This window comes from Seohaeicola saemankumensis (genome assembly GCF_042678485.1).
Lineage (GTDB): Bacteria > Pseudomonadota > Alphaproteobacteria > Rhodobacterales > Rhodobacteraceae > Seohaeicola > Seohaeicola saemankumensis.
In genome coordinates this window covers 415,045-436,912 of record NZ_JBHTKR010000003.1, presented here as the reverse complement: position 1 = coordinate 436,912, position 21,868 = coordinate 415,045, and the positions used below count along the sequence as shown (strand labels likewise).

21 protein-coding genes and 1 other RNA gene are annotated in these 21,868 nt (G+C 63.3%); 13 read left to right on the top strand and 9 right to left on the bottom strand.

Features of this window, described 5'->3' with window-relative positions:
- Positions 1 to 36: 36 nt before the first annotated feature.
- From ACFQ3C_RS09050 to ACFQ3C_RS09035, 4 genes are all read left to right on the top strand, one after another.
- The gene (locus tag ACFQ3C_RS09050) at positions 37 to 732 is read left to right on the top strand and encodes a COQ9 family protein (RefSeq protein ID WP_380790769.1); all 696 of its coding nucleotides are present in this window, start codon (positions 37 to 39) and stop codon (positions 730 to 732) included.
- Between the two features lie 13 nt (positions 733 to 745).
- On the top strand, positions 746 to 1,729 hold the full coding sequence (locus ACFQ3C_RS09045) for an NAD(P)H-quinone oxidoreductase (RefSeq protein ID WP_380790767.1): 984 nt from the start codon (positions 746 to 748) through the stop codon (positions 1,727 to 1,729).
- A gap of 66 nt (positions 1,730 to 1,795) precedes the next feature.
- Entirely contained in the window at positions 1,796 to 2,779 is a 984-nt protein-coding gene (locus ACFQ3C_RS09040; protein ID WP_380790765.1) for a quinone oxidoreductase family protein, read from the top strand.
- Between the two features lie 348 nt (positions 2,780 to 3,127).
- Positions 3,128 to 3,448, top strand: a complete 321-nt coding sequence (locus ACFQ3C_RS09035) for an H-NS histone family protein (RefSeq protein ID WP_380790762.1) — start codon at positions 3,128 to 3,130, stop codon at positions 3,446 to 3,448.
- A gap of 6 nt (positions 3,449 to 3,454) precedes the next feature.
- Here the strand turns inward: ACFQ3C_RS09035 and ACFQ3C_RS09030 are convergent, their stop codons facing one another.
- Positions 3,455 to 4,075: a ribonuclease T2 family protein gene (locus ACFQ3C_RS09030; RefSeq protein WP_380791143.1), complete on the bottom strand. Its 621-nt coding sequence runs from the start codon at positions 4,073 to 4,075 to the stop codon at positions 3,455 to 3,457.
- 218 nt (positions 4,076 to 4,293) lie between these two features.
- Here ACFQ3C_RS09030 and ACFQ3C_RS09025 point away from each other — a divergent pair, with 218 nt between their 5' ends.
- From ACFQ3C_RS09025 to ACFQ3C_RS09015, 3 genes are all read left to right on the top strand, one after another.
- Positions 4,294 to 5,052 carry a DUF1013 domain-containing protein gene (locus ACFQ3C_RS09025; RefSeq protein WP_380790760.1) on the top strand — a complete coding sequence of 253 codons (759 nt, stop codon included), beginning with the start codon at positions 4,294 to 4,296 and terminating at the stop codon, positions 5,050 to 5,052.
- A 132-nt stretch (positions 5,053 to 5,184) separates the two neighbouring features.
- Positions 5,185 to 6,330: an FAD-dependent oxidoreductase gene (locus tag ACFQ3C_RS09020; RefSeq protein WP_380790758.1), complete on the top strand. Its 1,146-nt coding sequence runs from the start codon at positions 5,185 to 5,187 to the stop codon at positions 6,328 to 6,330.
- 243 nt (positions 6,331 to 6,573) lie between these two features.
- Positions 6,574 to 7,746, top strand: coding sequence for a type III PLP-dependent enzyme (locus ACFQ3C_RS09015; RefSeq protein ID WP_380790755.1), 1,173 nt, complete (start codon positions 6,574 to 6,576; stop codon positions 7,744 to 7,746).
- Positions 7,747 to 7,851: 105 nt separating this feature from the next.
- Here ACFQ3C_RS09015 and recR read toward each other — a convergent pair whose 3' ends face one another.
- From recR to ACFQ3C_RS09000, 3 genes are read right to left on the bottom strand one after another with little or no spacing between them, the layout of a single operon-like run.
- Positions 7,852 to 8,445: a recombination mediator RecR gene (gene recR / locus ACFQ3C_RS09010; RefSeq protein WP_380790752.1), complete on the bottom strand. Its 594-nt coding sequence runs from the start codon at positions 8,443 to 8,445 to the stop codon at positions 7,852 to 7,854.
- Between the two features lie 19 nt (positions 8,446 to 8,464).
- On the bottom strand, positions 8,465 to 8,809 hold the full coding sequence (locus ACFQ3C_RS09005) for a YbaB/EbfC family nucleoid-associated protein (RefSeq protein ID WP_375568783.1): 345 nt from the start codon (positions 8,807 to 8,809) through the stop codon (positions 8,465 to 8,467).
- A 55-nt stretch (positions 8,810 to 8,864) separates the two neighbouring features.
- Positions 8,865 to 10,625 carry a DNA polymerase III subunit gamma/tau gene (locus tag ACFQ3C_RS09000; protein WP_380790750.1) on the bottom strand — a complete coding sequence of 587 codons (1,761 nt, stop codon included), beginning with the start codon at positions 10,623 to 10,625 and terminating at the stop codon, positions 8,865 to 8,867.
- A gap of 145 nt (positions 10,626 to 10,770) precedes the next feature.
- Between ACFQ3C_RS09000 and ypfJ the strand changes: the two genes are divergently transcribed.
- Both ypfJ and ACFQ3C_RS08990 read left to right on the top strand, forming a co-directional pair.
- Positions 10,771 to 11,613: a KPN_02809 family neutral zinc metallopeptidase gene (gene ypfJ / locus ACFQ3C_RS08995; protein WP_380790748.1), complete on the top strand. Its 843-nt coding sequence runs from the start codon at positions 10,771 to 10,773 to the stop codon at positions 11,611 to 11,613.
- A 1-nt stretch (position 11,614) separates the two neighbouring features.
- Complete coding sequence (locus tag ACFQ3C_RS08990) at positions 11,615 to 12,115, top strand: dual specificity protein phosphatase family protein (protein WP_380790746.1); 501 nt, start codon at positions 11,615 to 11,617, stop codon at positions 12,113 to 12,115.
- A 1-nt stretch (position 12,116) separates the two neighbouring features.
- Here the strand turns inward: ACFQ3C_RS08990 and rsgA are convergent, their stop codons facing one another.
- From rsgA to ACFQ3C_RS08975, 3 genes are all read right to left on the bottom strand, one after another.
- Positions 12,117 to 13,226 (bottom strand): ribosome small subunit-dependent GTPase A, encoded by a 1,110-nt coding sequence (gene rsgA, locus ACFQ3C_RS08985; protein ID WP_380790744.1) that lies wholly within the window; start codon positions 13,224 to 13,226, stop codon positions 12,117 to 12,119.
- A gap of 98 nt (positions 13,227 to 13,324) precedes the next feature.
- Positions 13,325 to 13,421: signal recognition particle sRNA small type (gene ffs, locus ACFQ3C_RS08980), an RNA gene on the bottom strand.
- Between the two features lie 71 nt (positions 13,422 to 13,492).
- Positions 13,493 to 15,385: a bifunctional 2',3'-cyclic-nucleotide 2'-phosphodiesterase/3'-nucleotidase gene (locus tag ACFQ3C_RS08975; RefSeq protein ID WP_380790742.1), complete on the bottom strand. Its 1,893-nt coding sequence runs from the start codon at positions 15,383 to 15,385 to the stop codon at positions 13,493 to 13,495.
- A 261-nt stretch (positions 15,386 to 15,646) separates the two neighbouring features.
- On the opposite strand from ACFQ3C_RS08975, the gene nudC reads away from it, so the two are divergent.
- Together nudC and ACFQ3C_RS08965 are read left to right on the top strand one after the other, a co-directional pair.
- On the top strand, positions 15,647 to 16,618 hold the full coding sequence (gene nudC / locus ACFQ3C_RS08970) for an NAD(+) diphosphatase (RefSeq protein WP_380790739.1): 972 nt from the start codon (positions 15,647 to 15,649) through the stop codon (positions 16,616 to 16,618).
- Positions 16,619 to 16,753: 135 nt separating this feature from the next.
- Positions 16,754 to 17,221 (top strand): SRPBCC family protein, encoded by a 468-nt coding sequence (locus tag ACFQ3C_RS08965; RefSeq protein ID WP_380790736.1) that lies wholly within the window; start codon positions 16,754 to 16,756, stop codon positions 17,219 to 17,221.
- 36 nt (positions 17,222 to 17,257) lie between these two features.
- Here the strand turns inward: ACFQ3C_RS08965 and ACFQ3C_RS08960 are convergent, their stop codons facing one another.
- Together ACFQ3C_RS08960 and ACFQ3C_RS08955 are read right to left on the bottom strand one after the other, a co-directional pair.
- Positions 17,258 to 18,235, bottom strand: a complete 978-nt coding sequence (locus tag ACFQ3C_RS08960; RefSeq protein WP_380790734.1) for a D-2-hydroxyacid dehydrogenase family protein — start codon at positions 18,233 to 18,235, stop codon at positions 17,258 to 17,260.
- 36 nt (positions 18,236 to 18,271) lie between these two features.
- Positions 18,272 to 19,102 carry a prephenate dehydratase gene (locus ACFQ3C_RS08955; RefSeq protein ID WP_380790732.1) on the bottom strand — a complete coding sequence of 277 codons (831 nt, stop codon included), beginning with the start codon at positions 19,100 to 19,102 and terminating at the stop codon, positions 18,272 to 18,274.
- A 146-nt stretch (positions 19,103 to 19,248) separates the two neighbouring features.
- Between ACFQ3C_RS08955 and ACFQ3C_RS08950 the strand changes: the two genes are divergently transcribed.
- Entirely contained in the window at positions 19,249 to 19,758 is a 510-nt protein-coding gene (locus ACFQ3C_RS08950) for a c-type cytochrome (protein ID WP_380790730.1), read from the top strand.
- 262 nt (positions 19,759 to 20,020) lie between these two features.
- Positions 20,021 to 21,868, top strand: a complete 1,848-nt coding sequence (locus tag ACFQ3C_RS08945; RefSeq protein WP_380791141.1) for an extracellular solute-binding protein — start codon at positions 20,021 to 20,023, stop codon at positions 21,866 to 21,868.

The window sequence follows — 21,868 nt, the reverse complement described above, 5'->3', positions numbered from 1 at the left end:
ACCCGATCGGGCCAAGTGCACAGGAAGGAACCCCTGATGACAGAGACAGATGTCAAAGACCGCCTGCTTGATGCGGCCTTGATGCATGTGCCCTTCGATGGCTGGTCCGAGGCCAGTTTCGCCGCAGCCATCGCCGATACCGGGATCGACCGGACCGTGGCGCGTGCCGCCTGTCCGCGCGGTGCAGTGGACCTTGCGCTGGCCTATCACGCGCGCGGCGATGCAATCATGCTTGAACGTCTGCGCCAGACCGACCTGTCGTCCATGCGGTTTCGCGACCGTGTGGCACTTGCCGTGCGCTACCGGCTGGAAGCGGCCGATGACAAGGAAGCCGTGCGCCGCGGCACGACGCTGTTTTCCCTGCCGGTCTATGCGGCGGATGGGGCGCGTGCGATCTGGAATACCTGTGACCTGATCTGGACCGCGCTGGGCGATACCTCGGACGATATCAACTGGTATACCAAGCGCGCCACGCTGTCGGGCGTCTATGGCGCAACGGTCCTGTTCTGGCTGGGCGATGATTCGCTTGGGCATCAGGCCACCTGGGATTTCCTGGACCGTCGGATCGACGACGTGATGCGGTTTGAAAAGTTCAAGGCAACCGTCCGCGACAACAAGGCCCTCAGCAGTCTTCTGGCCGCACCCCTGTCGGTCCTTGGAAAAATACGCGCACCCGGAAAAGGTGCGCCCGAAGGCGGCTGGCCTGGCCGCTGGAACAACGGCACAAAGTAATGAAGGAAAAGACATGACCCAGACGATGCGCGCCATCGAGATATCGCAACCCGGTGGACCCGAGGTGCTGAAGCTTTGCACAAGGCCGATCCCCGAGGCCGCACCTGGTCAGGTCGTGCTCAAGCTGGCCTATGCCGGTGTGAACCGTCCAGACGCATTGCAGCGTGCAGGCAATTACGCGCCGCCCCCGACCGCCAGCGATCTGCCCGGTCTTGAGGGCGCGGGCGAGGTCGTGGCGCTGGGCGAAGGTGTCAGCGGCATTGCCCTGGGGGATCAGGTCTGCGCGCTGCTGCCCGGTGGCGGCTATGCCGAATATGTGGCGACGCCTGCCGCCCATTGCCTGCCTGTGCCCAAGGGCATGGATCTGAAACAGGCCGCCTGCCTGCCCGAGACTTTCTTTACGGTATGGTCCAATGTCTTTCAGCGCGGCGGTCTGCGCGCCGGCGAGCGGTTCCTTGTGCACGGCGGCTCCAGCGGGATCGGCACGACGGCGATCCAGCTGGCCTGCGCCTTCGGCGCGCGGGTTTTCGTGACAGTGGGGTCTGAGGAAAAGGCAAAGGCCTGTCTCGATCTGGGGGCAGAGCGCGCCATCGTCTACCGGGACGAGGATTTCGTCGAGGTGATGCGCGCCGAGGGTGGCGCCGACCTGATCCTGGACATGGTGGGCGGTCTTTATATCCCGCGCAACTTCCGCGCTCTGGCTGACGATGGTCGGCTTGTGCAGATCGCATTCCTGCAAGGCGCGAAGGTTGAGGTGAATTTCAGCGACCTGATGCGCCGTCGCCTGACCATGACCGGAAGCACCCTGCGCCCGCAAAGCGACCTGGCCAAGGCGCGCATCGCCGACGCGCTGAGGGCCGAAGTCTGGCCGCTGCTGGATGCAGGCCGCGTGGCCCCCGTGATGGACAGCGAATATCCGTTGGAGGAGGCCGCGAAGGCGCATGCCCGGATGGAGGGTAGCGGACATATCGGTAAGATCGTTCTGAAAGTGGCATGAGGACCACGAGGAACGCAAAGGATTGCCGCGCATGAAGCGCGGAAGGACGAGGGAAGAGGAAACCCAATGACGACCATGGCAAGAACTGTTGTTATCGAAGAATTCGGCGGCCCGGAAAAAATGAAGCTGGTGGATCGCGCGCTGGGCGAACCCGGTCCGGGGCAGGTGCGTATCCGTCACCATGCCTGCGGTCTGAACTTCATCGACGTCTATCAGCGCACCGGGCTTTATCCCCTTCCTCTACCCCATGCCCTGGGCATGGAGGGTGCGGGTGTGATCGAGGCCGTGGGCGAAGGTGTCACGCATCTGAAAGTCGGTGATCGCGCGGCCTATACGTCGCAACCACCGGGCGCCTATTGCGAGGCGCGCGTGATGCCCGCCGCGCAGGTATGCCCGCTGCCGGATGGCATTTCCTTCGAACAGGGTGCCGCCATGATGCTGAAGGGGCTGACGGTCGAATATCTGTTTCACCGCACCTATCCGCTGAAACGCGGTGACACGGTCCTGTTTCACGCAGCTGCCGGTGGTGTCGGCCTGATCGCCTGCCAGTGGGCCCGCTCGGAAGGGATTACCCTGATCGGCACGGCTGGCACCGATGAGAAATGCCAATTGGCGCTGGATCATGGCGCCAGCCACTGCCTCAATTACCGAAAGGTCGATTTCGCCGCCAAGGTTCGTGAATTGACGGGCGGAAAAGGTGTTGATGTTGTCATGGATGCGGTCGGAAAGGATACTTTTGAAGGCTCTCTCAATAGTTTGCGTCCGCTGGGCATGTTGATTTCCTTTGGAAACGCTTCAGGCAAGGTGCCGCCCTTGGATCTTGGGATCCTTGGCGCAAAGGGGTCGCTGCAAGTGACGCGGCCAACCGTTTATACCCATATCGGGGACCATGCCACCTGTCAGAAAATGGCGGGACATCTTTTTGAAAAGGTGCTTTCGGGCGATGTCGCGATTCGGATTGATCAGCGCTTTCCGCTGGATCAGGTCGCAGATGCACATCGTGCGCTGGAAGGACGCGAGACCACGGGCAGCACGATCCTGCAACCCTGATCGGACGCGCATGTTTCTGCAAAGGGGGCGGTTTGCGCCCCCTTTTCTTTTTCTGCTCCATCCCTGGAACACAAATGCAAAACGGCTTTTGCACCATAATTACCAAGCCTTGAGGTTATTTTTGAACGCTTGGGAAACATGTGACGCGATTACCTGGAAACAGCGTCCAAACCGATTTCCCTGTGCAAAAGAAACATCTGGTGCTTTTGCCTGCATATGTAGATTCATTTTGCCTTTTCTATTTCTATCTGTATGAAATGAAGATCAAAGATTAATAGGCCCCAGGTTCCAGGCAGTTCGAATGGTAAAGTTCCGTTGCATGGGCCGTAAAAGATGGATGAATCCCTAATGGTACAGATCGACCTCGAAGCAATGTCTCTGACGGAACTGAAAGTCCTCCAGAAGAAAGTGGCGAAAGCTGTGGATGAATTCGAAGAGCGTCAGAAAAATCAGGCTATTGCGGCGCTCGAGGCAAAGGCGCGTGAAATGGGTTTTTCCTTGTCGGAATTGACCGGATCAACGCAGGGCAAGGCACGTCGCAAGCCTGCGGCGCCAAAGTATCGCCACCCCGATGATGCCAGCATCACCTGGACCGGCAAGGGCCGTCAGCCTGCATGGTTCAAGACCGCGGTGACCTCTGGCGTGTCGCCGGACGATCTGCTGGTCTGATCCTTTTCAGCGCATCGGATCGAACAACGCATCCCTGAGCGTGCAGTCGCGCACCACGTCGCGGCCGCACGGCACCGGGGTCAGATCCCTGGACAGGCAGATCCGTGCCTCTTGTATCCGGCCATCACGACAGGTCACTGTCAGCATGTCCGGTTCAAGCTGCGGGTTCTCCTTGAGAAACGCCTCCTCGATGAGGGTGGCGGGCAAGCGCACGGGCCGGTCCAGGTTGCGGAACACGGCCGGGCGCGTGATGCTGGCATAGGCGCGGCGCGACAGGTCGAAATAGGCGCGGGCCGACAGGCCGCTGCAGACCCCGTGCTTGCGCCACTGATGCCAGGCCAGACCCGGTGTGCCCATGATGTCGACCATCGCGGCGGTCATCGCGGGGCTGGGCTGGGCCTCTGTGGTGCGGCAATAGCTGGGCCATCCCCGGTGATATTGCGGCCACAACCCATGCAGCACCCAGCCATGGCCGCTGTCGTCGCGGCATTGCGGCGATCTGCGCGCATCGCCCTCAAGCGCGCACCAACTGGGCGACCAGCTGAGCGACATCACGTAATAGTCGAATTCGCCCGGCCTTTCGCCATCGGCCATGCCACGCGACGGCACGGCCAGGCACAACGCCATGGTCAGCAACAGGATCAATCGGTAAAGGGCGGGCATGGCGGGCTCCGTTTCACTGGCAAGGTCGGTCTGGCGCATTCGGGCTTTTCTTGGCAAGCCTTCTCCACTATATAGCCATCGAGTTCCCCGACAACGGTAACCCGCCCCGCAAAGGGCAGCCTTTTCAGGCGGCGGGAAAGATTTGCCGACAAGGGGCGCATTCGGGTCAAGGAGATGATGACATGACCAAACCGATCATGGCCAGGGCCACCGCTGTCTGGCTTGTGGACAACACCACGCTGAGCTTCAAGCAGATCGCCGAGTTCACCGGGATGCATGAGCTTGAAGTGCAGGGCATCGCAGATGGCGATGTGGCGGCAGGCGTGAAGGGGTTTGATCCCATCGCGAACAACCAGCTGACCCAGGAAGAGATCGACAAGGGTCAGGCCAACCCTCTGCACAAGCTCAAGCTCAAGTTCAACCCAGCCGCCGTTGGCGAGGAAACGCGCCGCGGTCCGCGCTACACCCCGCTCAGCAAGCGTCAGGATCGCCCTGCCGCGATCTACTGGCTGGTCAAGTTCCACCCGGAACTCAGCGATGGCCAGATCGGCAAGCTGGTCGGCACCACCAAGCCGACGATCCAGGCGATTCGCGAGCGCACCCACTGGAACATCGCCAACATCTCGCCGATCGATCCGGTGGCGCTTGGTCTTTGCAAGCAGTCCGAACTTGATGCTGCTGTGCAGAAGGCCGCCGCCAAGCGCGCGGCAGACGGCGTTGTGATGTCGGATGACGAACGCCGCAAGCTGGTCAGCACCGAACAGTCGCTCAGCATGGATGACGGCCCGCGGATGCCGACCGCCATCGAAGGCCTGGAGACATTCACGCTGCGTCAGGATGACGAGGACGAGAAGCCGGAAACGAAATACGACGCCGACAGCTTCTTCAACCTGCCCGACAATGATGACGAGGATGACGAGGACGAGGACAGCCGCCGCTAAGCTGTCGTTTTCGGCAAGATCGAAAAGCCCGGGCCTTTTGCCCGGGCTTTTTCGTTCCGGCCGCCGGATCGGGCTTGGCATCGGGCAAGGGCTTCGGGCACTCTGCCCTGAACTGCCCGCAGGAGGCCCCTGATGGTCATAGCCGTGATAGGCGCCGGGATGATCGGCGCGGCCGCTGCCCGCCACCTGGCGCAGGGTGGGCATCAGGTCATGCTGATCGGCCCGCCCGAACCGCAGGACAAGGCCGCACACCCCGGCGTTTTCGCCAGCCATTACGACGAAGGGCGGATCACGCGCGCCCTGGATCCCTGGCCATTCTGGAGCCGCGCAAGCCAGGCCAGCATCGCCCGCTATCACCAGATCGAAGCCGACAGTGGCCTGCGCTTCTTTCATGAAACCGGCACCGTCATGGCCGGCGCCGAAGACAGCCCCTATATCCGACGTCTCTGCGAGGTGCGCGATCAGGACAACCTGCCTTGCGATATGCTGCGCGGGCCGGTTCTGACCGCGCGTTTTCCCTTCTTTCGGTTCGATCCCGGCACATTGGCGCTGCACGAAACGCAAGGCGCGGGGCATATCAATCCGCGAACTCTGGTGCGCGCACAGATCCGCATTGCCGCGCAGGCCGGCGCACGGATCTTGCCTGATACCGTCCTGGGCCTTGATGAGACGCCAACCGGCCTGCGGATCCGTACGGACCAGGGCGAGGTGCTGGCCAATCAGGCGCTGGTGGCGGCAGGCGGGTTTGCCAATATGATCCTGCCCGACCCGCTGCCGCTGACTGTCTATGCCCGTACCGTGGTGCTGCTGGAACTTGATCCGCAAGAGGCCGGGCGCCTTGCCGCCATGCCATCGCTGATCTGGCTGGAACCCGATGGCAACGATCCATACCTGCTGCCACCGATCCGCTATCCTGACGGGCGTATCTACCTGAAAATGGGCGGCGACACCGTGGATGTGATCCTGCGGGATACGCAGGACATCAGGGATTGGTTTCGCGGGGGCGGCAATGTCGCCGTGGGTCGCATGCTTGCGGATCAGGTGCGCGCACGCATGCCTGGCCTGCGCGTGGCCACAAGCCATGTTCAGCCCTGCGTCACCACCTTCACGCCGCAGAATATCCCCGCGCTGGAACGGCTGGGGCCGCGCCTCTCTGTGGCGGTCGGCGGGTGTGGGCGTGGTGCGAAATGCAGCGATGAACTGGGGCGTCTGGGGGCCGAACTGGCCCTGGGGCGCGGCTTGCCGGACTGGGCGCAGCAGGCTGCTTTGCCGTCCTGAGCCCCTTGTTTTTCAGGCATCACTTTACGCTGACACCGTGGCGCGACGCGGTGGAATTATTTTTTTATTGGCGCTTTGCAAAATATCTTGCGTGAATTTTTCACTGGTCCTAAATGCGCAGATATAGACGCCAACGCACGCGCCTCTGGCCGAGGGTGATGAGCTCTCAGTGTTTACGTAGCGACGGTAACGTCTCCTGTTGAACTGGTCGGGTCTTTGATCCGGTTCCTATTGGAGATGACCATGAACGCCTACGTGAACCCCCAGCTGGGCGGCGACCCCGTCCGCGCATCCCATCGTATCGAAACCTTTATCCGGCAGTCCACGTTCGACCGCCCGACGCTGGTACTGGACACGCAGATCGTGGCGGATCAATACCGCGCGCTCAAGGCGGGCCTGGGCCGCGCCGATATTCACTATGCCGTCAAGGCGAACCCGGCACGCGCCATCCTGTCGACCCTGATCGCGCAAGGCAGCCATTTCGATGCGGCTTCGCGTGGCGAGATCGAGCTTTGCCTCAGCCTGGGTGCGCGGCCTGAAACCATTTCCTTCGGCAACACGGTCAAGCGCGCGTCGGACATCGCCTTCGCCTATGCTGCGGGTATCCGCATCTTCGCGGCCGATGCCACGGAAGAGCTTGAGAAACTGTCCGAACATGCACCGGGTGCACAGGTCTACATCCGCCTTCTGGTCGGCTCGACCGAGGCGGACTGGCCGCTCAGCCGCAAGTTCGGCTGCGCGCCCGAAATGGTCGTCCCCCTGATGACCCGCGCCACCGAACTGGGGCTGAAACCCGTGGGCATGTCCTTCCATGTCGGCAGCCAGACACGCCGCGCGGAGATGTGGACCGGCACGCTGGATCACGTCGCCGCCGCCTGGGCCACGGCTCGCGCCGCTGGTTTCGATCTGGACCTGCTGAACATCGGCGGCGGCTTCCCTGCCTTCTACGGCGAGGAGATCGAGGCGCCCACCCTCTACGCCGCCCGCGTGATGGAAATGGTCGAGGCCCGTTTCGACGGTGCCACCCGTGTCATGGCCGAACCCGGTCGCGGCATGGTCGCCGAGGCAGGCATGATCGCCGCCGAGGTGATGCTGGTCTCGCGCAAGTCCGATGATGACATCTGCCGCTGGGTCTATCTGGATATCGGCAAGTTCTCGGGCCTGGCCGAAACCATGGACGAGGCGATCCGCTACCAGTTCATCACAGACCGCGATCACGAGGAAACCGGTCCCTGCATCCTGGCCGGGCCGTCCTGCGACAGCGCCGATGTGCTGTATGAAAAGCGCCCCGTGCAACTGCCGCTGGGCCTGCGCGCGGGCGACAGGTTCATCATCCGCAACTGCGGGGCCTATACATCGACCTATTCCTCGGTCTGCTTCAACGGCTTTCCGCCGCTGGATGTGGTGGTGATCTGAAAAGGTTCAGGCGCGCGGCGGGCATGATCCTGCGCGCGCCTGTTTCTTCTTGCTGCAAATATCCATGCGACGGGTAGCGTCGACAAACCCGCGCCGCGGTGGTGATCAGACCTTGCGCCGCGCGTTCAGCGCTGCCGTGATCGTGCCGTCATCCAGGTAATCCAGCTCGCCCCCGATCGGCACGCCCTGCGCCAGCGACGTCAGGGTCACCCGCCCCTCGAGTTGATCTGCGATATAGTGGGCCGTGGTCTGCCCATCGACCGTGGCGTTCAGCGCCAGGATCACTTCGGTCACGTTTTCACTATCGACCCGGTCCACCAGTCGCGGAATGCGCAACTGGTCGGGACCGATCTGATCCAGCGCCGACAGGGTGCCGCCCAGCACGTGATAGCGCCCCTTGAAGACGCCGGAGCGTTCCATCGCCCAAAGATCGGCCACATCCTCGACTACGCAGATCATCCCGTTGGCCCGCTTGTCCGAGGCGCAGATCTCGCAGATGTCGCCGGTGCCGATATTGCCGCAGTTCAGGCATTCGCGCGCCGTGGCTGCCACCTGTTGCATCAGGTCGGCAAGCGGCGTCATCAGCAAGGCCCGTTTGCGGATCAGGTGCAGCACGGCCCGCCGGGCCGATCGTGGACCCAGCCCCGGAAGACGGGCCATCATGTCGATCAGGGCCTCGATGTCGCGATTGGCGCTCATGTGGGGATGTCCGGCCGGGTCAGAACGGCAGGTTCATGTCCTTGGGCAGACCCATGCCTTCGGTCAGCTTGCCCATCTCTTCCTTGGCCTTTTCCGAGGCGCGCCCCTGCGCGTCCTTGATCGCGGCAAGGATCAGATCCTCGACCACTTCCTTGTCATCGGCCGAAAAGATCGACGGGTCGATATCAAGGCTTTTCAGCTCTCCCTTGACGGTGCAGGTGGCCTTGACCAGCCCGGCACCGGATTCCCCGGTCACGGTCATCTGGTGCATCTCTTCCTGAAGCTGCGCCATCTTCTGCTGCATTTCCTGCGCGGCTTTCATCATCTTGGCCATGTCGCCAAGCCCGCCTAATCCCTTGAGCATCTTGTTTCTCTCCTGTTTGCATCTGCGGCATGTCCGGTGGGGCCGGCGCCGTGTTTCAATCGTCCTCGAACGGGTCCCATTCATCCTCGACCTCTGGCAGGGCCTGGGCTTCTGCCTCGGCGGCCAGCTTGTCGGGTGTGCGAATTTCGATGATGCGGGCCTTTGGAAAGGTCAGCAGGGCCGCCTTCACCATGGGATGGGCCGCGGCCTGCGCTTTCAGGTCGGCCTCGGCTGTGTCGCGCGCTTCCGCGATCGTGGGCGCACCGCCGTCATTGACCAGGCTGACTGCCCAGCGGTTCCCCGTCCACAGTTGCAGCCGCTGCCCCAGGCGCTGCGCCAGGTCAGGCGCCGCACCTTCGGCCGGCACGAATTCGATACGTCCCGGACGATAGGCCGCCAGGCGCATGCCGGTTTCCACCTCGACCAGCAGTTTGACATCGCGATTGGCGCGGATCAGGTCGATCACGTGATCGAATGTCGGAAACCGGGCCAGCGCCTGTTCGGCATCCAGTGCCACGGCTTGCACGGTGTTCCCCGACCCGCCAGCACCGGATGGAACGCTGCCGCCGCGTGTCATGGCGGGCGCGCCGCCCTCGGCATGGCCTGCCGCCATCCCGCCGCCCGACGGGCCACCACCCGGCGAAGGGGGCGGCAGGTCGGGCAGCTTGCGCACCAGTTCTTCCGGTGTGGGCAGGTCAGCCACATGCGTCAAACGGATCACGGCCATTTCGGCCGCCATCATCGCATTCGGGGCCTGGGCCACCTCGTCCAGCGCCTTGAGCAGCATCTGCCACATCCGCGCCAGCGCGCGCAGCGGCAAACGGTCGGCCATGTCCTGCCCCCGCGCACGCTCATCCGGTCCGACCGTGGGATCTTCGGCCGCGTCCGGTGTGATCTTGACCACGGAAATCCAGTGCGTCACCTCGGCCAGATCACGCAGCACCGCCATCGGATCGGCGCCATCGGCATATTGCGCGCCCAGTTCGGCCAGCGCCCCGCCCGCGTCACCGCGCATGATCATGTCGAACAGGTCCAGCACCCTGCCGCGATCCGCCAGGCCCAGCATGGCGCGCACCTGATCAGCGGTGGTTTCGCCCGCGCCGTGGGAAATCGCCTGATCCAGCAGCGATGTGGCATCGCGCGCCGATCCTTCCGCCGCCCGCGTGATCAGCGCCAGCGCGTCATCGGTGATCTGCGCGCCCTCGGCCCCCGCGATCTTGCGCAGCAGGGCGATCATCACTTCGGGTTCGATCCGGCGCAGGTCAAAGCGCTGGCAGCGTGACAGCACGGTAACCGGCACTTTGCGGATCTCGGTCGTGGCGAAGATGAACTTCACATGGGCAGGCGGCTCTTCCAGCGTCTTGAGCAGCGCGTTGAACGCGCTGGTCGACAGCATGTGAACCTCGTCGATGATATAGATCTTGTAGCGGGCCGAGGCCGCCCGGTAATGCACGCTTTCGATGATTTCGCGGATGTCGCCCACGCCGGTGCGGGATGCCGCGTCCATCTCCATCACATCGACATGGCGGCCTTCCATGATGGCCACACAATGTTCACAGGTTCCGCAGGGGTCGGTCGTCGGGCCACCCGCGCCATCCGCGCCGATGCAGTTCATGCCCTTGGCGATGATCCGCGCCGTCGTGGTTTTCCCCGTGCCACGGATGCCCGTCATGATGAAGGCCTGCGCGATGCGGTCGGCCGCAAAGGCGTTCCGCAGCGTACGCACCATAGCATCCTGCCCCACAAGATCGGCAAAGGTTTCGGGCCGGTACTTGCGGGCCAGAACGCGGTAGCCGGTTTCTGGGGTCTGGGTCATGGGGCCTCGGGTTCAGGGGACAGATGTCAACCTAGGCAATCGGCCCGCCCGCGTCCAGACATGGCCGTGGTGAATCCGGGCTTTTCGCATCGCCCCTTTGGTGTAGTCTGTCGCGGTGATACCGGGTTCCGGGGGGGGATCGACCATGCGGTTGAAGGACGTGCGGCGTAGCCGCAACATCGAAGATAGGCGCGGACAGCGCCGCGTCGGACGTGGCGGGGCCAGAATTGGCGGTGTCGGGCTGCTGCTGGTGCTGGCGATCGGCTATTTCGCAGGGATCGATGTGACCCCGCTCTTGCAGGATCAGGACCCGCGGGGTCAGATCACCCAGACCGCGCCCACCCCCGAGGAACAGCAAGCGGCGGAATTCGCGGGCCGCGTGCTGGCCACCACCGAACAGGTCTGGTCAAAGGTCATGCGGGACCAGGCGGGCCGCACCTATCAGCCGCCCGTTCTGGTGCTTTATTCGGGCGTGACGCAAAGCCCTTGTGGCGGCGCGTCCGGGGCGACTGGGCCTTTCTACTGCCCGGCCGATCGCAAGGCCTATCTGGATACCGATTTCTTTGCCACGCTGTCGCGGCAACTTGGCGCCAAGGGCGATTTCGCCGCCGCCTATGTCATCGCCCATGAGGTGGCCCATCATATCCAGAACGAGATGGGCATTCTGGGTCAGGTCCACCGTGCCCGTCAGGCCGTCAGCACAGCCGAGGGCAATGCCCTGACCGTGCGGCTGGAATTGCAGGCTGATTGCCTGTCAGGCGTCTGGGCGGGGGCCGTGGACGGCTTGCTGGAGCCTGGCGATCTGGAAGAGGCGCTGAACGCGGCGCGGATGATCGGTGATGACAGGCTTCAGTCCAGGGCAGGGCGGGTGCCGCAACCTCATACCTTCACCCATGGCACAAGTGCCCAGCGCGCGCGCTGGTTCGCCATTGGCTATGACAGCGGGCAGATGGGGCGCTGCGATACTTTCGCGGCGCGCACGCTGTGACATGTCCGATCTGGTGATCCATGCCCTGCCCGTGTCGGGGGGTATCCTGGCCATCGCCCCGCTGCCGGGGCGGCTGGGGGATCACGCCGGAGATATGGAGCATCTGCGCGCCTGGCGGCCCGCGATCGTTCTCAGCCTTACCACCCGGATCGAGATGATCGAGAACGGATCGGAGCATCTTGGGCAGATGATGCAGGAAAGCGGCGCCCGCTGGGTGCATCTACCGATTGCGGATTATGGCGTGCCCGATGACGCGACGGCGGCGCGCTGGCCCGCCGTCAGCGAACAGATCCTGTCCGCCCTCTCGGGCGGGGGGCGTGTGCTGGTGCATTGCAAGGGGGGCTGCGGCCGGTCAGGGATGATCGCGCTGCGGCTCATGATCGAGGCTGGCGAGACACCCGGCCATGCGCTGGACAGGCTGCGCGGGATCAGGCCCTGCGCCATCGAGACCGAGGACCAGATGCGATGGGCCATGGCGGCACGGCGCAAGCTGCGGCGCTAGATCAGCCCTTGCGCGGCTTCTTGGGCTGCGGGCTATTGCCCTTGGCCTTGCGCTGCGCGTCCGATTCGGCCTTGTGCGCGCGCGTCAGGGCACGCGCACGGCGGCGGCTGACGGTCATCGAGGTAGTGTTCAGCTTGTCTTCGGATTTCAGCTTGCGCCAGCGCTCCAGCCGCGCGGGGTCCAGCTGATCGGCGGCGATGGCGGCCTGCACCGCGCATCCGGGTTCCGAGACATGCTTACAATCGCGGAATTTGCACTGGCCGGTCAGGGCCGTGATATCCTCGAACAGCTCGTCGATCCCGCCTGATACATCGTGCAGGCCAAGTTCACGCATGCCCGGCATGTCGATGACCAGCCCGCCATCGGCCATCAGGTGCAGTGATCGCGCCGTGGTCGTGTGCCGGCCCTTGGCATCGTCCTGCCGCATCGCGGCGGTGGCCTGGTCGCTGCCTGTCAGGGCGTTGATCAGGGTCGATTTGCCCACCCCGGAGGAGCCGACGAAGGCGACGGTTCTGCCCGGTCCGCACCATTCCGACAAAAGCCGGACCTGTTCGGGGTCCTTCGCGTTCAGGGCCACGACGCCGGCCAGCTTGTCGGACAGGGCGCGCGCCTGATCGGCATAGTCCTGAGGCGCATCGGTCTGGTCGGTCTTGGTCAGCACGATCACGGGCGTAATCCCCGCATCCAGCGCCAGAACCAGGTAGCGTTCCAGACGGGCGGGGTTGAAATCGGCATTGCAGGAGGTGGTGATGAAAAGCGTGTCCACATTGGCGGCAAGCAGCTGTGGCTTGGCCTCGATCCCGGCGGCACGACGGCTGAGCAGTGATTGCCGTTCCAGGACCTTCTCGATGCGCCCGGTTTCGGGGTCGGCCAGCACCCAGTCACCGACGGCAAGCCCACCCGCGCGCAATTCCGGCGGAAATCCGAGGGGCCGTTCGCCCTGGCTGTCCAGCCCCGTCGCCATCGCGCGCTGTACGGAAATGATACGCATGGGCCGCAGTGCCATGCTGGCCTCATCCGCGCATTGATCAGCGAAATGGGCGGACCATCCCAAGGCCGCCAGCCCTTCAAGCGTGCTGTCTTGGGTGTTCTGGGGGCTGTCAGTTGGCATCATGGCCTTTCGTCAGGGATCGCGATCAGGCACGATCCTTGTCGGGTTTCGCAGGCCGACGCAAGGCCGGCGTGCATCCTGCAATCTTGAGGGAATAAGGTGAGAGGCTGGACAACGACCCAAGCGGGGCTCGTTACGGCTGCTTCCTTCCGGACCTGACCGGGTTGGCGAGGTGCCTGCCCGCGCCAACCTCTCGACGCCCATATAGGCGGCGATGCGTTGCATTGCAAGCATGTGTATCCGGCATCCCGCTGATTGGCGCGGCATCAGAAATGCAAGCGAAACCGCGCAAAGCCATCCGGCGCCCAGCCCGCGCTTTCAATTCTCACGCCGCTCAGATCGTGCAGCGCCTCGGCGGCGGCGGGCGCGCTGTCGAACAGGGCTGAGGTGTCACGCAAAGGCGCAAAGCGCCAGACCGGACGCGTCACATGCGTGATGATATTGCCCGCGACATGGGCCTCCAGCACCTCCTGGATGGATTCGGTGTATCCGGGGGCGGGCCTGTCCAAGGCCACATCCCGCATCTCGACCGACAGGTCAAAGCCGCCACCGCCCCCGGCGCGATAGCTGTTGGTCGCCACGATGAACCTGTCATCGGCGGCGATGGCGCGTCCGTTCCAGGTGATTTCTCGTATGCGCCGCGCCCCGCGATCCAGCAGCGTGCCATCGGGACCGAAGCGCCTGGGCTGCGTGGGGTCGATCACATAGCGCAGGCCGCAGATCACATCGAAATTGTAGCTGGGAAAGTCCGGGTTGCACAGCATCTGGTCGCGCTGGCCGGGTCGGATCGTGTTGAATTGCCCGGCGGCATGCTCCAGCCAGTTGCAAAGGGCATCGCCCGTCACCTGCACCGCATGCAGAAGGTTCGGAAAGGCATAGAGATCGGCAAGGTTGCGGATCTTCAGCGGACCCGCGGGAACATGGGTGAAATGCTCGGGGCCGGCGGTGCCACCCGCCTTGAACGGGGCCACGGCTGACAGCAACGGCAATTCCCCCTCGGCCGTGCCGGCAAGCAATGCAGCCACCCGCGCGCGCTGCGCCTCGGCGACAAGCTGGATCGACGGATCATCGGCCACCATCGCGAAAAAGGAATGCAAGGGCTGGCTGCTGTGACCGATCGGGCGCCGCACATGGGCAAGGGTTCTGGCATGCGCGTCACGGGTCAGGGCAACCACGGAACTGTCATCCTCCACCAGCGCGCGCCCTGTCCGGTCATCGGCGCGGCAGAAGATCGGACGCAATGCGCTGCGATGCCCGCTGACCTGCCAGCCGTCGGGGGTGCGGCGCAGCGTCAGGTCGATCAACCCAAGGTGCGATCCCCAGAACCCGGCCATCACGGCCGGCTTGCCGTGGATCGTTCCCGCCTTTTCATCCACGCCGGCGATCCCGGAAAACGCGGGTCCGGGAAAGGTCCGGTGCTGGTGGCCGCACAGGATCGCATCGACCCCGGCCAGGGCGGCAAGCGGCAGGGCCGCGTTCTCCATCCGGGCGCTGCCATCGTCGGGGGCGATGCCGGAATGGCAAAGGACCACCACAAGGTCAGCGCCTGCGGCGCGCATGTCGGGCAGATGCGCGCGCGCCGCCTGGATCATGTCACGCGTTTGCAAGCGACCTTCAAGATGCTGGCGGTCCCAGATGCCGATCTGCGGAGGCAGCAGGCCGATCATGCCGATCCGCAGATCATGCCAGCCCCCGGTTCTGTCACGGACCCTGCGTGTCAGGATCGTCCAGGGTGGTAGCCATGTGTCATCGGCGCTGGGATCGGGGCCAAGCCGGTGCGCGACATTGGCGCAGACCAGCGGAAATGCGGCCCGCAGCAGGGTGCGGCCCAGGAAATCGATGCCATAGTTGAAATCGTGATTGCCCAGGGTTGCCGGGTCATAGCCCAGGCTGTTCATGGTCGCGATGACCGGGTGGGTCCGGTCATGATCCGTCATCTGCGGATCGGCATAAAGATCGCCCAGAGGGCTGCCCTGCAGGAAATCGCCGGTATCCAGCAAGAGGCAATTCTTGGCCTCTGCCCGCGCGGCATGAATGAGGCTGGCCAGCCGCGCCAGGCCCATCCTGTCCGCAGGCTGATCCGAAAGGTAGTCATAGGCCAGAAGATGTGCGTGCAGATCGGTTGTCTGCAAAAGGCGCAGGTCAATTTCTTCCAGCACGGATGAGGGGCAGTGAATATTTCGGTCCGGCAAAGTAAAAGTCACTATTTATCGCACCAGTATGTCTTCGACCAAGGTCAGGCCGCGTATCAAATCTGCGGCGATCCCACTCTAGGGTAGTTCGTTGTTAAAATAAACTACCTTAAAGCGAAAGCAGAAGAAATTCGCCGCGATGCTTTGCATTCGGCAAAAGCCGGTGCCAATCTCTTGGCGGAAACAGACCGGGCCGAAACAGGACGCCGGGAACAGGCGAAGGGCAGCATGAGAATCGCGGAAACAGTGACATTCGGCGGATCGGGTCTTGATCGCGCCGCCGAACTGCGGGGCGATGCGCCCGCGCTTGCGCAGGCCATGGCGGAACCGACCAGCCGGACCATCCTGTTCTGGCGTGGCAAGCCGCTGCTGGCGGATACTGCTGAAGGGCGCGGGCTGGCGCGCCTGCCTCTGGATCATCCGGTGCTGTCAGGTGCGGCCCCCGATCCCTTCTTTCTGGGGCGCGAGGACGGGGCGGCGGTCTTTGCCCATAACCTTGCGGGCTGGACGCCCAACGATCAGGACCTTTCATCGGTGAACAGCTTTGTCGACCGCAGCGAACAGGTGCATCCCGATCTGCCGCAGACGCACCGTTTCGCGGAATTGCGCGCGGTCATGACGCGGATCAGCCCACGCGATGCAGAACTGGCCGCAAGCGCACGGGCGCTTTTGAACTGGCATGCCACGCATGGGTTCTGCGCCGTTTGCGGTGTGCGAAGCCAGGTATCGAAGGCGGGATGGCAGCGCGATTGCCCGGCTTGCGGCGCGCATCATTTCCCGCGCACCGATCCTGTGGTCATCATGCTGATCACACATGGAAATTCCGTGCTGATGGGGCGCTCTCACGGGTGGCCCGAGGGCATGTACTCGCTGCTGGCGGGTTTCATCGAACCCGGCGAGACGATCGAGGCGGCCGTGCGCCGTGAAGTCTGGGAAGAGGCGGGCGTGCGCGTCGGCCAGGTCGATTACCTGGCCAGCCAGCCCTGGCCGTTTCCGTCTTCGCTGATGCTGGGCTGCCGCGGAGAGGCCACCAGCCGCGACATCACCATAGACCCGGTCGAGATCGAAGATGCGATCTGGGTCAGCCGTGACGAGATGCTGGAAGCCTTCGCAGGGCGGCATCCCAGGATCCTGCCGGCGCGCAAGGGGGCGATCGCGCATTTCATCCTGAACAACTGGCTTGCCGACCGGCTTGATTGACATGAAACCGCACCGACTTATCACCGTCCCGGATCACAAAGCGCCTTGTTCCTGGCCGGTTGGTCAGGCAGATAGTGCCCCGGAAAGAAGATGGCCTTGTCTGGGCCGGTGCCCGAAATTTACGAGTGAGTGGTTATGAAGTTTTCCTCCAAAGAAGACATCGAGGCTCCGATCGAAAAGGTTTTCGCGCTGGTAAGCGATTTCGAAACGATCGAGCGTGCCGCATTGCGCCGCGGCGCCGAGGTGCAGCGCACCGACAACATGCGAAACCCCGCCGTCGGGATGAGCTGGACCGCCAGTTTCATGGCCCGGGGCCGTGAACGTCAGCTGGATATCCGGATGACCGAATATGATCCCCCCGACAACATGCGGTTCCATTCCGTGGCCCAGGGCCTGGAAACCGACCTGAAGGTGGAACTGCTTGCCCTGTCACGTGGCCGCACCCGTCTGAGCGTGGATCTGGATCTGAAGCCGCGATCCATTTCCGCCCGGTTGCTGGTGCAGTCGCTCAAGCTGGCGCGCACCAACCTGAACAAGAAATTTCACCTCAGGATGGCAGATTACGCCCGCGAACTGGAAGAGCGGGTCAGGCGTGTGACCTGACGCCTGACCTGGCACCCTGACCTTGCTCCAGGCGGTTCAGCTTTTCCCGTGAATCTCGGGATTCGCCAAATGGATCGGCGCGCCTTTCGCATAGGCGTTGATCTGGTCGTAGATATCGCCGAACTGCATGTCCAGTTCATCTTCGGTCACATAGCCGATATGCGGGGTGCAGATCACGTTGGGATGTGACATCAGCGGGTCTGCCACATTCGTCAGCGGCTCGGTGTCGAAGACATCAAGCGCCGCCATGCCGGGGCGGCCCGCGTTCAGACCATCCAGCAGGGCCCCTGCTGCGATCAGCCCCGAACGCGAGGTGTTCACAAGCACGGATCCGGGGTGCATTGCGCCCAGATCGGCCGCGGTGACAATGCCGCGCGTCTCGGGTGTCAGTTTCACATGCAGGCTGATCACGTCACAACCGACAAAGAACGCCTCGCGGCTGTCGGGAACGAAAAGCCCGTCGGCCTGGGCCCTTTCGCGGGCGGCTTCGGATCCCCAGACATGCACCGGCATGCCGAAGGCGCGGGCGTATCCCGCCACTACGCCCGCGATGCGGCCGTAGCCGAACAGGCCAAGTGGCCGCCCGCGAAGGGTCCGCCCGACGCCCATCTGCCAATTCCCCGCGCGCAAACTTTGCATCTGCTGAGGGATCTGCCGCATCGCGGCCAGGATCAGCCCCCAGGTCAGTTCCGCGGCCGCATAGGATGGCAATCCCGCGCTCATGTTTGATGACACCAGCACCCCGCGTGCCGTGCAGGCGGCGACATCCACATGTGGATAGGGTCCGCGCTGCGAAATCAGGCGCAGCCCCGGCAGCCTGTCCAGAAGCGCCGCGGTGACGGGCGTGCGCTCGCGGAACAGCACCAGCGCCTCGGCCGCGGCCAGCCGGTCCGCAAGGATGTCCACATCGGCCACATGGTCGGTCCACACGGTCACGTCGTGCCCATCAAGCTTGGCAAAGGAGGGCAGGGCACGCAGCGTGTCGAACCAATCGTCAAGAATATGGACTTTCATGCGGTTTCCTTTCGTCCTGATGGACTGTGGCGGGGGTCAGTAACGCTTGGGGTCTGCGGGATAGACGCCCAGGATCGTCAGCTCGTTGGTGAAATAGCGCAATTCCTCAAGGGCGCGCTGCACATGCTCATCGTCGGGATGGCCTTCGATATCGGCATAGAACTGCGTCGCGGTGAATGACCCGCCCACCATGTAGCTTTCAAGCTTGGTCATGTTCACGCCATTGGTGGCAAAACCGCCCATCGCCTTGTAAAGCGCGGCCGGGATGTTGCGCACCTGAAAGATGAAGGTCGTCATCATGTGATCCGACCTGCGGGTCAGATCCGCTTTGGGTGCCATGAGCAAAAAGCGCGTCGTGTTATGTCCGTGATCCTCGATATCATGGGCCAGAACCTCCAGCCCGTGGATTTGCGCGGCCAGTTCGCTGGCCAGAACGCCTTGATCCGTTGCCTGACCGCGCGCCAGCTCGGCCGCGGCACCGGCGCTGTCGGCGGCGGCTTCAGCGGCGATGCCATGCGCCTCCAGAAAGGCACGTGCCTGCGGTATCAGAACCAGATGGGCCCGCACCTTGCGGATATCCTCAAGCCGTGTGCCCGGACGCGCCATCAGGCAGATCCGCACCCGCACGAAGACTTCGCCCACGATATGCAGACCGGATTCGGGCAGCAGCCTGTGAATGTCCGCGACGCGCCCGTAGGTCGAGTTTTCCACCGGCAGCATCGCCATCTCGGCACGACCTGAATTCACGGCCTCGATCACATCCTCGAAGGTGCGGCAGGGCAGCGCCTCAAGGTCCGGGCGGGCCGCCACGCAGGCTTCGTGCGAATAGGCGCCAAGGTCCCCCTGGAAGGCAATGCGATGGGTCATGCGGTCAATTCCTGTCGAATTCGTGTCACTTTTCGCCCCGGTGGGCGTTTGGTCGCGGTAACTATACCTTGCCACGCAGAAGGGGAAGCAATAGATACCCGCCAAATAGCGACCAATTGGAAACCGATTCAACGGACGGGCGAGACATGCTTGACACGATGACCTTCACCAAGACCCTGGGCGCCTTCTGCGGCGCGCTTCTGATTTTTCTTCTGGCCAAATGGGGCGCTGAGGAACTGTATCACGTGGGCGGCGGTCACGGCGAAACCCAGCAAGCCTATGTGATTGACACAGGCGCGGAAGAGGTGGCCGAGGTCGCCGAAGAGGTCAATTTTGACGAGCTGCTGGCGCAGGCCGATCTGGGACGTGGCGCCCGCCAGTTCAACAAATGCGCCGCCTGCCACAAACTGGAAGCCGGTGCCAACGGAACCGGCCCCTATCTGTACGGTGTCGTGGGTCGTGCGAAAGGCGCAGCCGAGGGCTTTGGCTATTCCGGCGCCATCGCCACCGACGATGTCTGGTCCCCCGAAAACCTGTCGGCGTTCCTGGAAAACCCGCGTGGCTATGCGCCCGGCACGTCGATGGCTTTCGCCGGCCTGAAGGATGCCCAGGACCGCGCCGACCTGATCGCCTATCTGGACAGCATCGACAACTGATCCTGTCTCTTTGCGACAACCCGAAAGACCGCCGTGCCCTGCATTGGCGGTCTTTTTCATTCCGCCTTGGTAACTTTGCCGTCGATCACGGAAAGATCACCCAATCTCAACTTGAATATGGCCCTTGCCGCCCTTTAGCTTAGTTTGATCAATGAGGATCGGATTGCACCGGTCGCACCAGCAGGAGGATGAGCACTTGAACCGGCCCCGCAACAGCGCCGCCGCGCGCGCCGCCCAATCCACGCCCCCCCATGTCGTCGCCATGTTGGTGGCGCTTGGCATGGCCTGCCTTCTGCTTTTGGCAGCTGTGGCCCCCCTTCGGGCCGAAGAACGGATCATCCGCGCCCATGGCATTTCCACCTTCGGCGATCTGAAATATCCCGAAGGCTTCGCCCATTTCGACTATGTGAACCCGGATGCGCCGAAGGGCGGCACATTCTCGACCTGGGGGTTTGGCACCTTTGACAGCCTGTCGCCTTATATCCTCAAGGGTAATGCCGCCGCCCTGTCGACCGTGTTCTTCGACACGCTGATGACCGGGTCGCTGGACGAGCCTGATGCGATGTACGGTCTGGTCGCCCATACGATCGAATATCCCGAAAGCCGTGAATGGGCGATCTTCCACATGCGCCCCGAGGCGCGTTTTGCCGACGGAACCCCCGTGACCGCGCAGGATGTGGTGTTCAGCTACGAAGTGCTGCGCGACAAGGGGCAGCCCGCCTATCGCGTTCTGTTCAAGGATTTCAAATCGGTCGAGGCGATCGACGATCTGACGGTGAAATTCACCTTCAACGCTGACGGTGCGCTGCGCGAACTGGCGATGAGCGCGGCCGGCTTGCCGATCTTCTCGCGCGCCTATTACGAAACCCGTGATTTCGCGGAATCCACGCTGGAGCCGCCGCTTGGGTCTGGTGCCTATACGCTGGACCGGGTCGATCCGGGTCGGTCCGTCAGCTACAAGCGGCGCGATGATTACTGGGCGCGTGATCTCAACGTGAATGTCGGCCAGAATAATTTCGACATCCTTCAGGTCGAATATTTCGCGGATTACACCACCGCGTTCGAGGCGTTCAAGGCGGGCGCCTACATGTACCGCGAAGAATTCATGTCCCTGCTCTGGGCCACGGGATATGATTTCCCCGCCGTGCAAAGCGGTGCGGTCAAGGTCGAAACCCTGCCCGACGGGCGACCGGCCGGCACGCAGGGCTTCTGGTTCAACCTGCGGCGCCCGATCTTTGAGGATCCGCGCGTACGTCAGGCCATCGGCATGGCGTTCAACTTCGAATGGGCCAATGAAAGCCTGTTCTATGGCATCTACGCCCGCACCGACAGCTTCTGGGAAAACTCGACCATGCAGGCCGTGGGTTTGCCCTCGGAGGCCGAGCTGGCCCTGCTGGAGCCGCTGCGCGAACATGTGCCCGAAACCGTCTTTTCCGAACCGGCCTTCACCCCGGCCGTATCCAGCCCCGACAACGTCGCCGACCGCCGTGTGCTGCGCGCCGCCGGTCGCCTGCTGGAAGATGCTGGCTGGACCGTAGGCGCCGACGGCATCCGGGTGAATGCGGCGGGTCAACCCCTGCGGATCGAGGTGCTGAACGACAGCGCCAGTTTCGAGCGGATCATCAACCCCTATGTCGAGAACCTGCGCCGTCTGGGCGTGGATGCGGTCTATACCCGTGTCGACAGCGCCCAATCGCAGGAGCGCGAGAAGAAGTTCGACTTTGACATCGTGACGCGCCGCTATTCCATGTCGCAGACACCGGGGATCGAATTGCGCGGCATCTTCGGTGGCGAGGCGGCCGATGTGGAAGGGTCGAACAACATCGCCGGCGTGAACAACGTGGCAGTTGATTCGCTGATCAAGACCATCGAGAACGCAACCACACGTGAAGACCTGGAAACGGCCGTATCCGCACTGGACCGGGTGCTGCGTGCCATGCACATCTGGGTGCCCCAGTGGTACAAGGGCGAGCATAACATCGCCTATTTCGACATGTACGAGCGTCCCTATACCGACACCCCTCCGCCCAACGGGATGGGCGAGCTGTCGATCTGGTGGTTCAACGCGGACAAGGCGCAGGCGCTGCGCGCCTCTGGCGCGATCCGTTAA

Bases quoted from the DNA above. Each gene is read 5' to 3' on its own strand.
- ACFQ3C_RS09050 (WP_380790769.1), top strand. From the start codon at position 37: ATGACAGAGACAGATGTCAAAGACCGCCTGCTTGATGCGGCCTTGATG.
- ACFQ3C_RS09045 (WP_380790767.1), top strand. From the start codon at position 746: ATGACCCAGACGATGCGCGCCATCGAGATATCGCAACCCGGTGGACCC.
- ACFQ3C_RS09040 (WP_380790765.1), top strand. From the start codon at position 1,796: ATGACGACCATGGCAAGAACTGTTGTTATCGAAGAATTCGGCGGCCCG.
- ACFQ3C_RS09035 (WP_380790762.1), top strand. From the start codon at position 3,128: ATGGTACAGATCGACCTCGAAGCAATGTCTCTGACGGAACTGAAAGTC.
- ACFQ3C_RS09030 (WP_380791143.1), bottom strand. From the start codon at position 4,075: ATGGCGTTGTGCCTGGCCGTGCCGTCGCGTGGCATGGCCGATGGCGAA.
- ACFQ3C_RS09025 (WP_380790760.1), top strand. From the start codon at position 4,294: ATGACCAAACCGATCATGGCCAGGGCCACCGCTGTCTGGCTTGTGGAC.
- ACFQ3C_RS09020 (WP_380790758.1), top strand. From the start codon at position 5,185: ATGGTCATAGCCGTGATAGGCGCCGGGATGATCGGCGCGGCCGCTGCC.
- ACFQ3C_RS09015 (WP_380790755.1), top strand. From the start codon at position 6,574: ATGAACGCCTACGTGAACCCCCAGCTGGGCGGCGACCCCGTCCGCGCA.
- recR (WP_380790752.1), bottom strand. From the start codon at position 8,445: ATGAGCGCCAATCGCGACATCGAGGCCCTGATCGACATGATGGCCCGT.
- ACFQ3C_RS09005 (WP_375568783.1), bottom strand. From the start codon at position 8,809: ATGCTCAAGGGATTAGGCGGGCTTGGCGACATGGCCAAGATGATGAAA.
- ACFQ3C_RS09000 (WP_380790750.1), bottom strand. From the start codon at position 10,625: ATGACCCAGACCCCAGAAACCGGCTACCGCGTTCTGGCCCGCAAGTAC.
- ypfJ (WP_380790748.1), top strand. From the start codon at position 10,771: ATGCGGTTGAAGGACGTGCGGCGTAGCCGCAACATCGAAGATAGGCGC.
- ACFQ3C_RS08990 (WP_380790746.1), top strand. From the start codon at position 11,615: ATGTCCGATCTGGTGATCCATGCCCTGCCCGTGTCGGGGGGTATCCTG.
- rsgA (WP_380790744.1), bottom strand. From the start codon at position 13,226: ATGCCAACTGACAGCCCCCAGAACACCCAAGACAGCACGCTTGAAGGG.
- nudC (WP_380790739.1), top strand. From the start codon at position 15,647: ATGAGAATCGCGGAAACAGTGACATTCGGCGGATCGGGTCTTGATCGC.
- ACFQ3C_RS08965 (WP_380790736.1), top strand. From the start codon at position 16,754: ATGAAGTTTTCCTCCAAAGAAGACATCGAGGCTCCGATCGAAAAGGTT.
- ACFQ3C_RS08960 (WP_380790734.1), bottom strand. From the start codon at position 18,235: ATGAAAGTCCATATTCTTGACGATTGGTTCGACACGCTGCGTGCCCTG.
- ACFQ3C_RS08955 (WP_380790732.1), bottom strand. From the start codon at position 19,102: ATGACCCATCGCATTGCCTTCCAGGGGGACCTTGGCGCCTATTCGCAC.
- ACFQ3C_RS08950 (WP_380790730.1), top strand. From the start codon at position 19,249: ATGCTTGACACGATGACCTTCACCAAGACCCTGGGCGCCTTCTGCGGC.
- ACFQ3C_RS08945 (WP_380791141.1), top strand. From the start codon at position 20,021: ATGTTGGTGGCGCTTGGCATGGCCTGCCTTCTGCTTTTGGCAGCTGTG.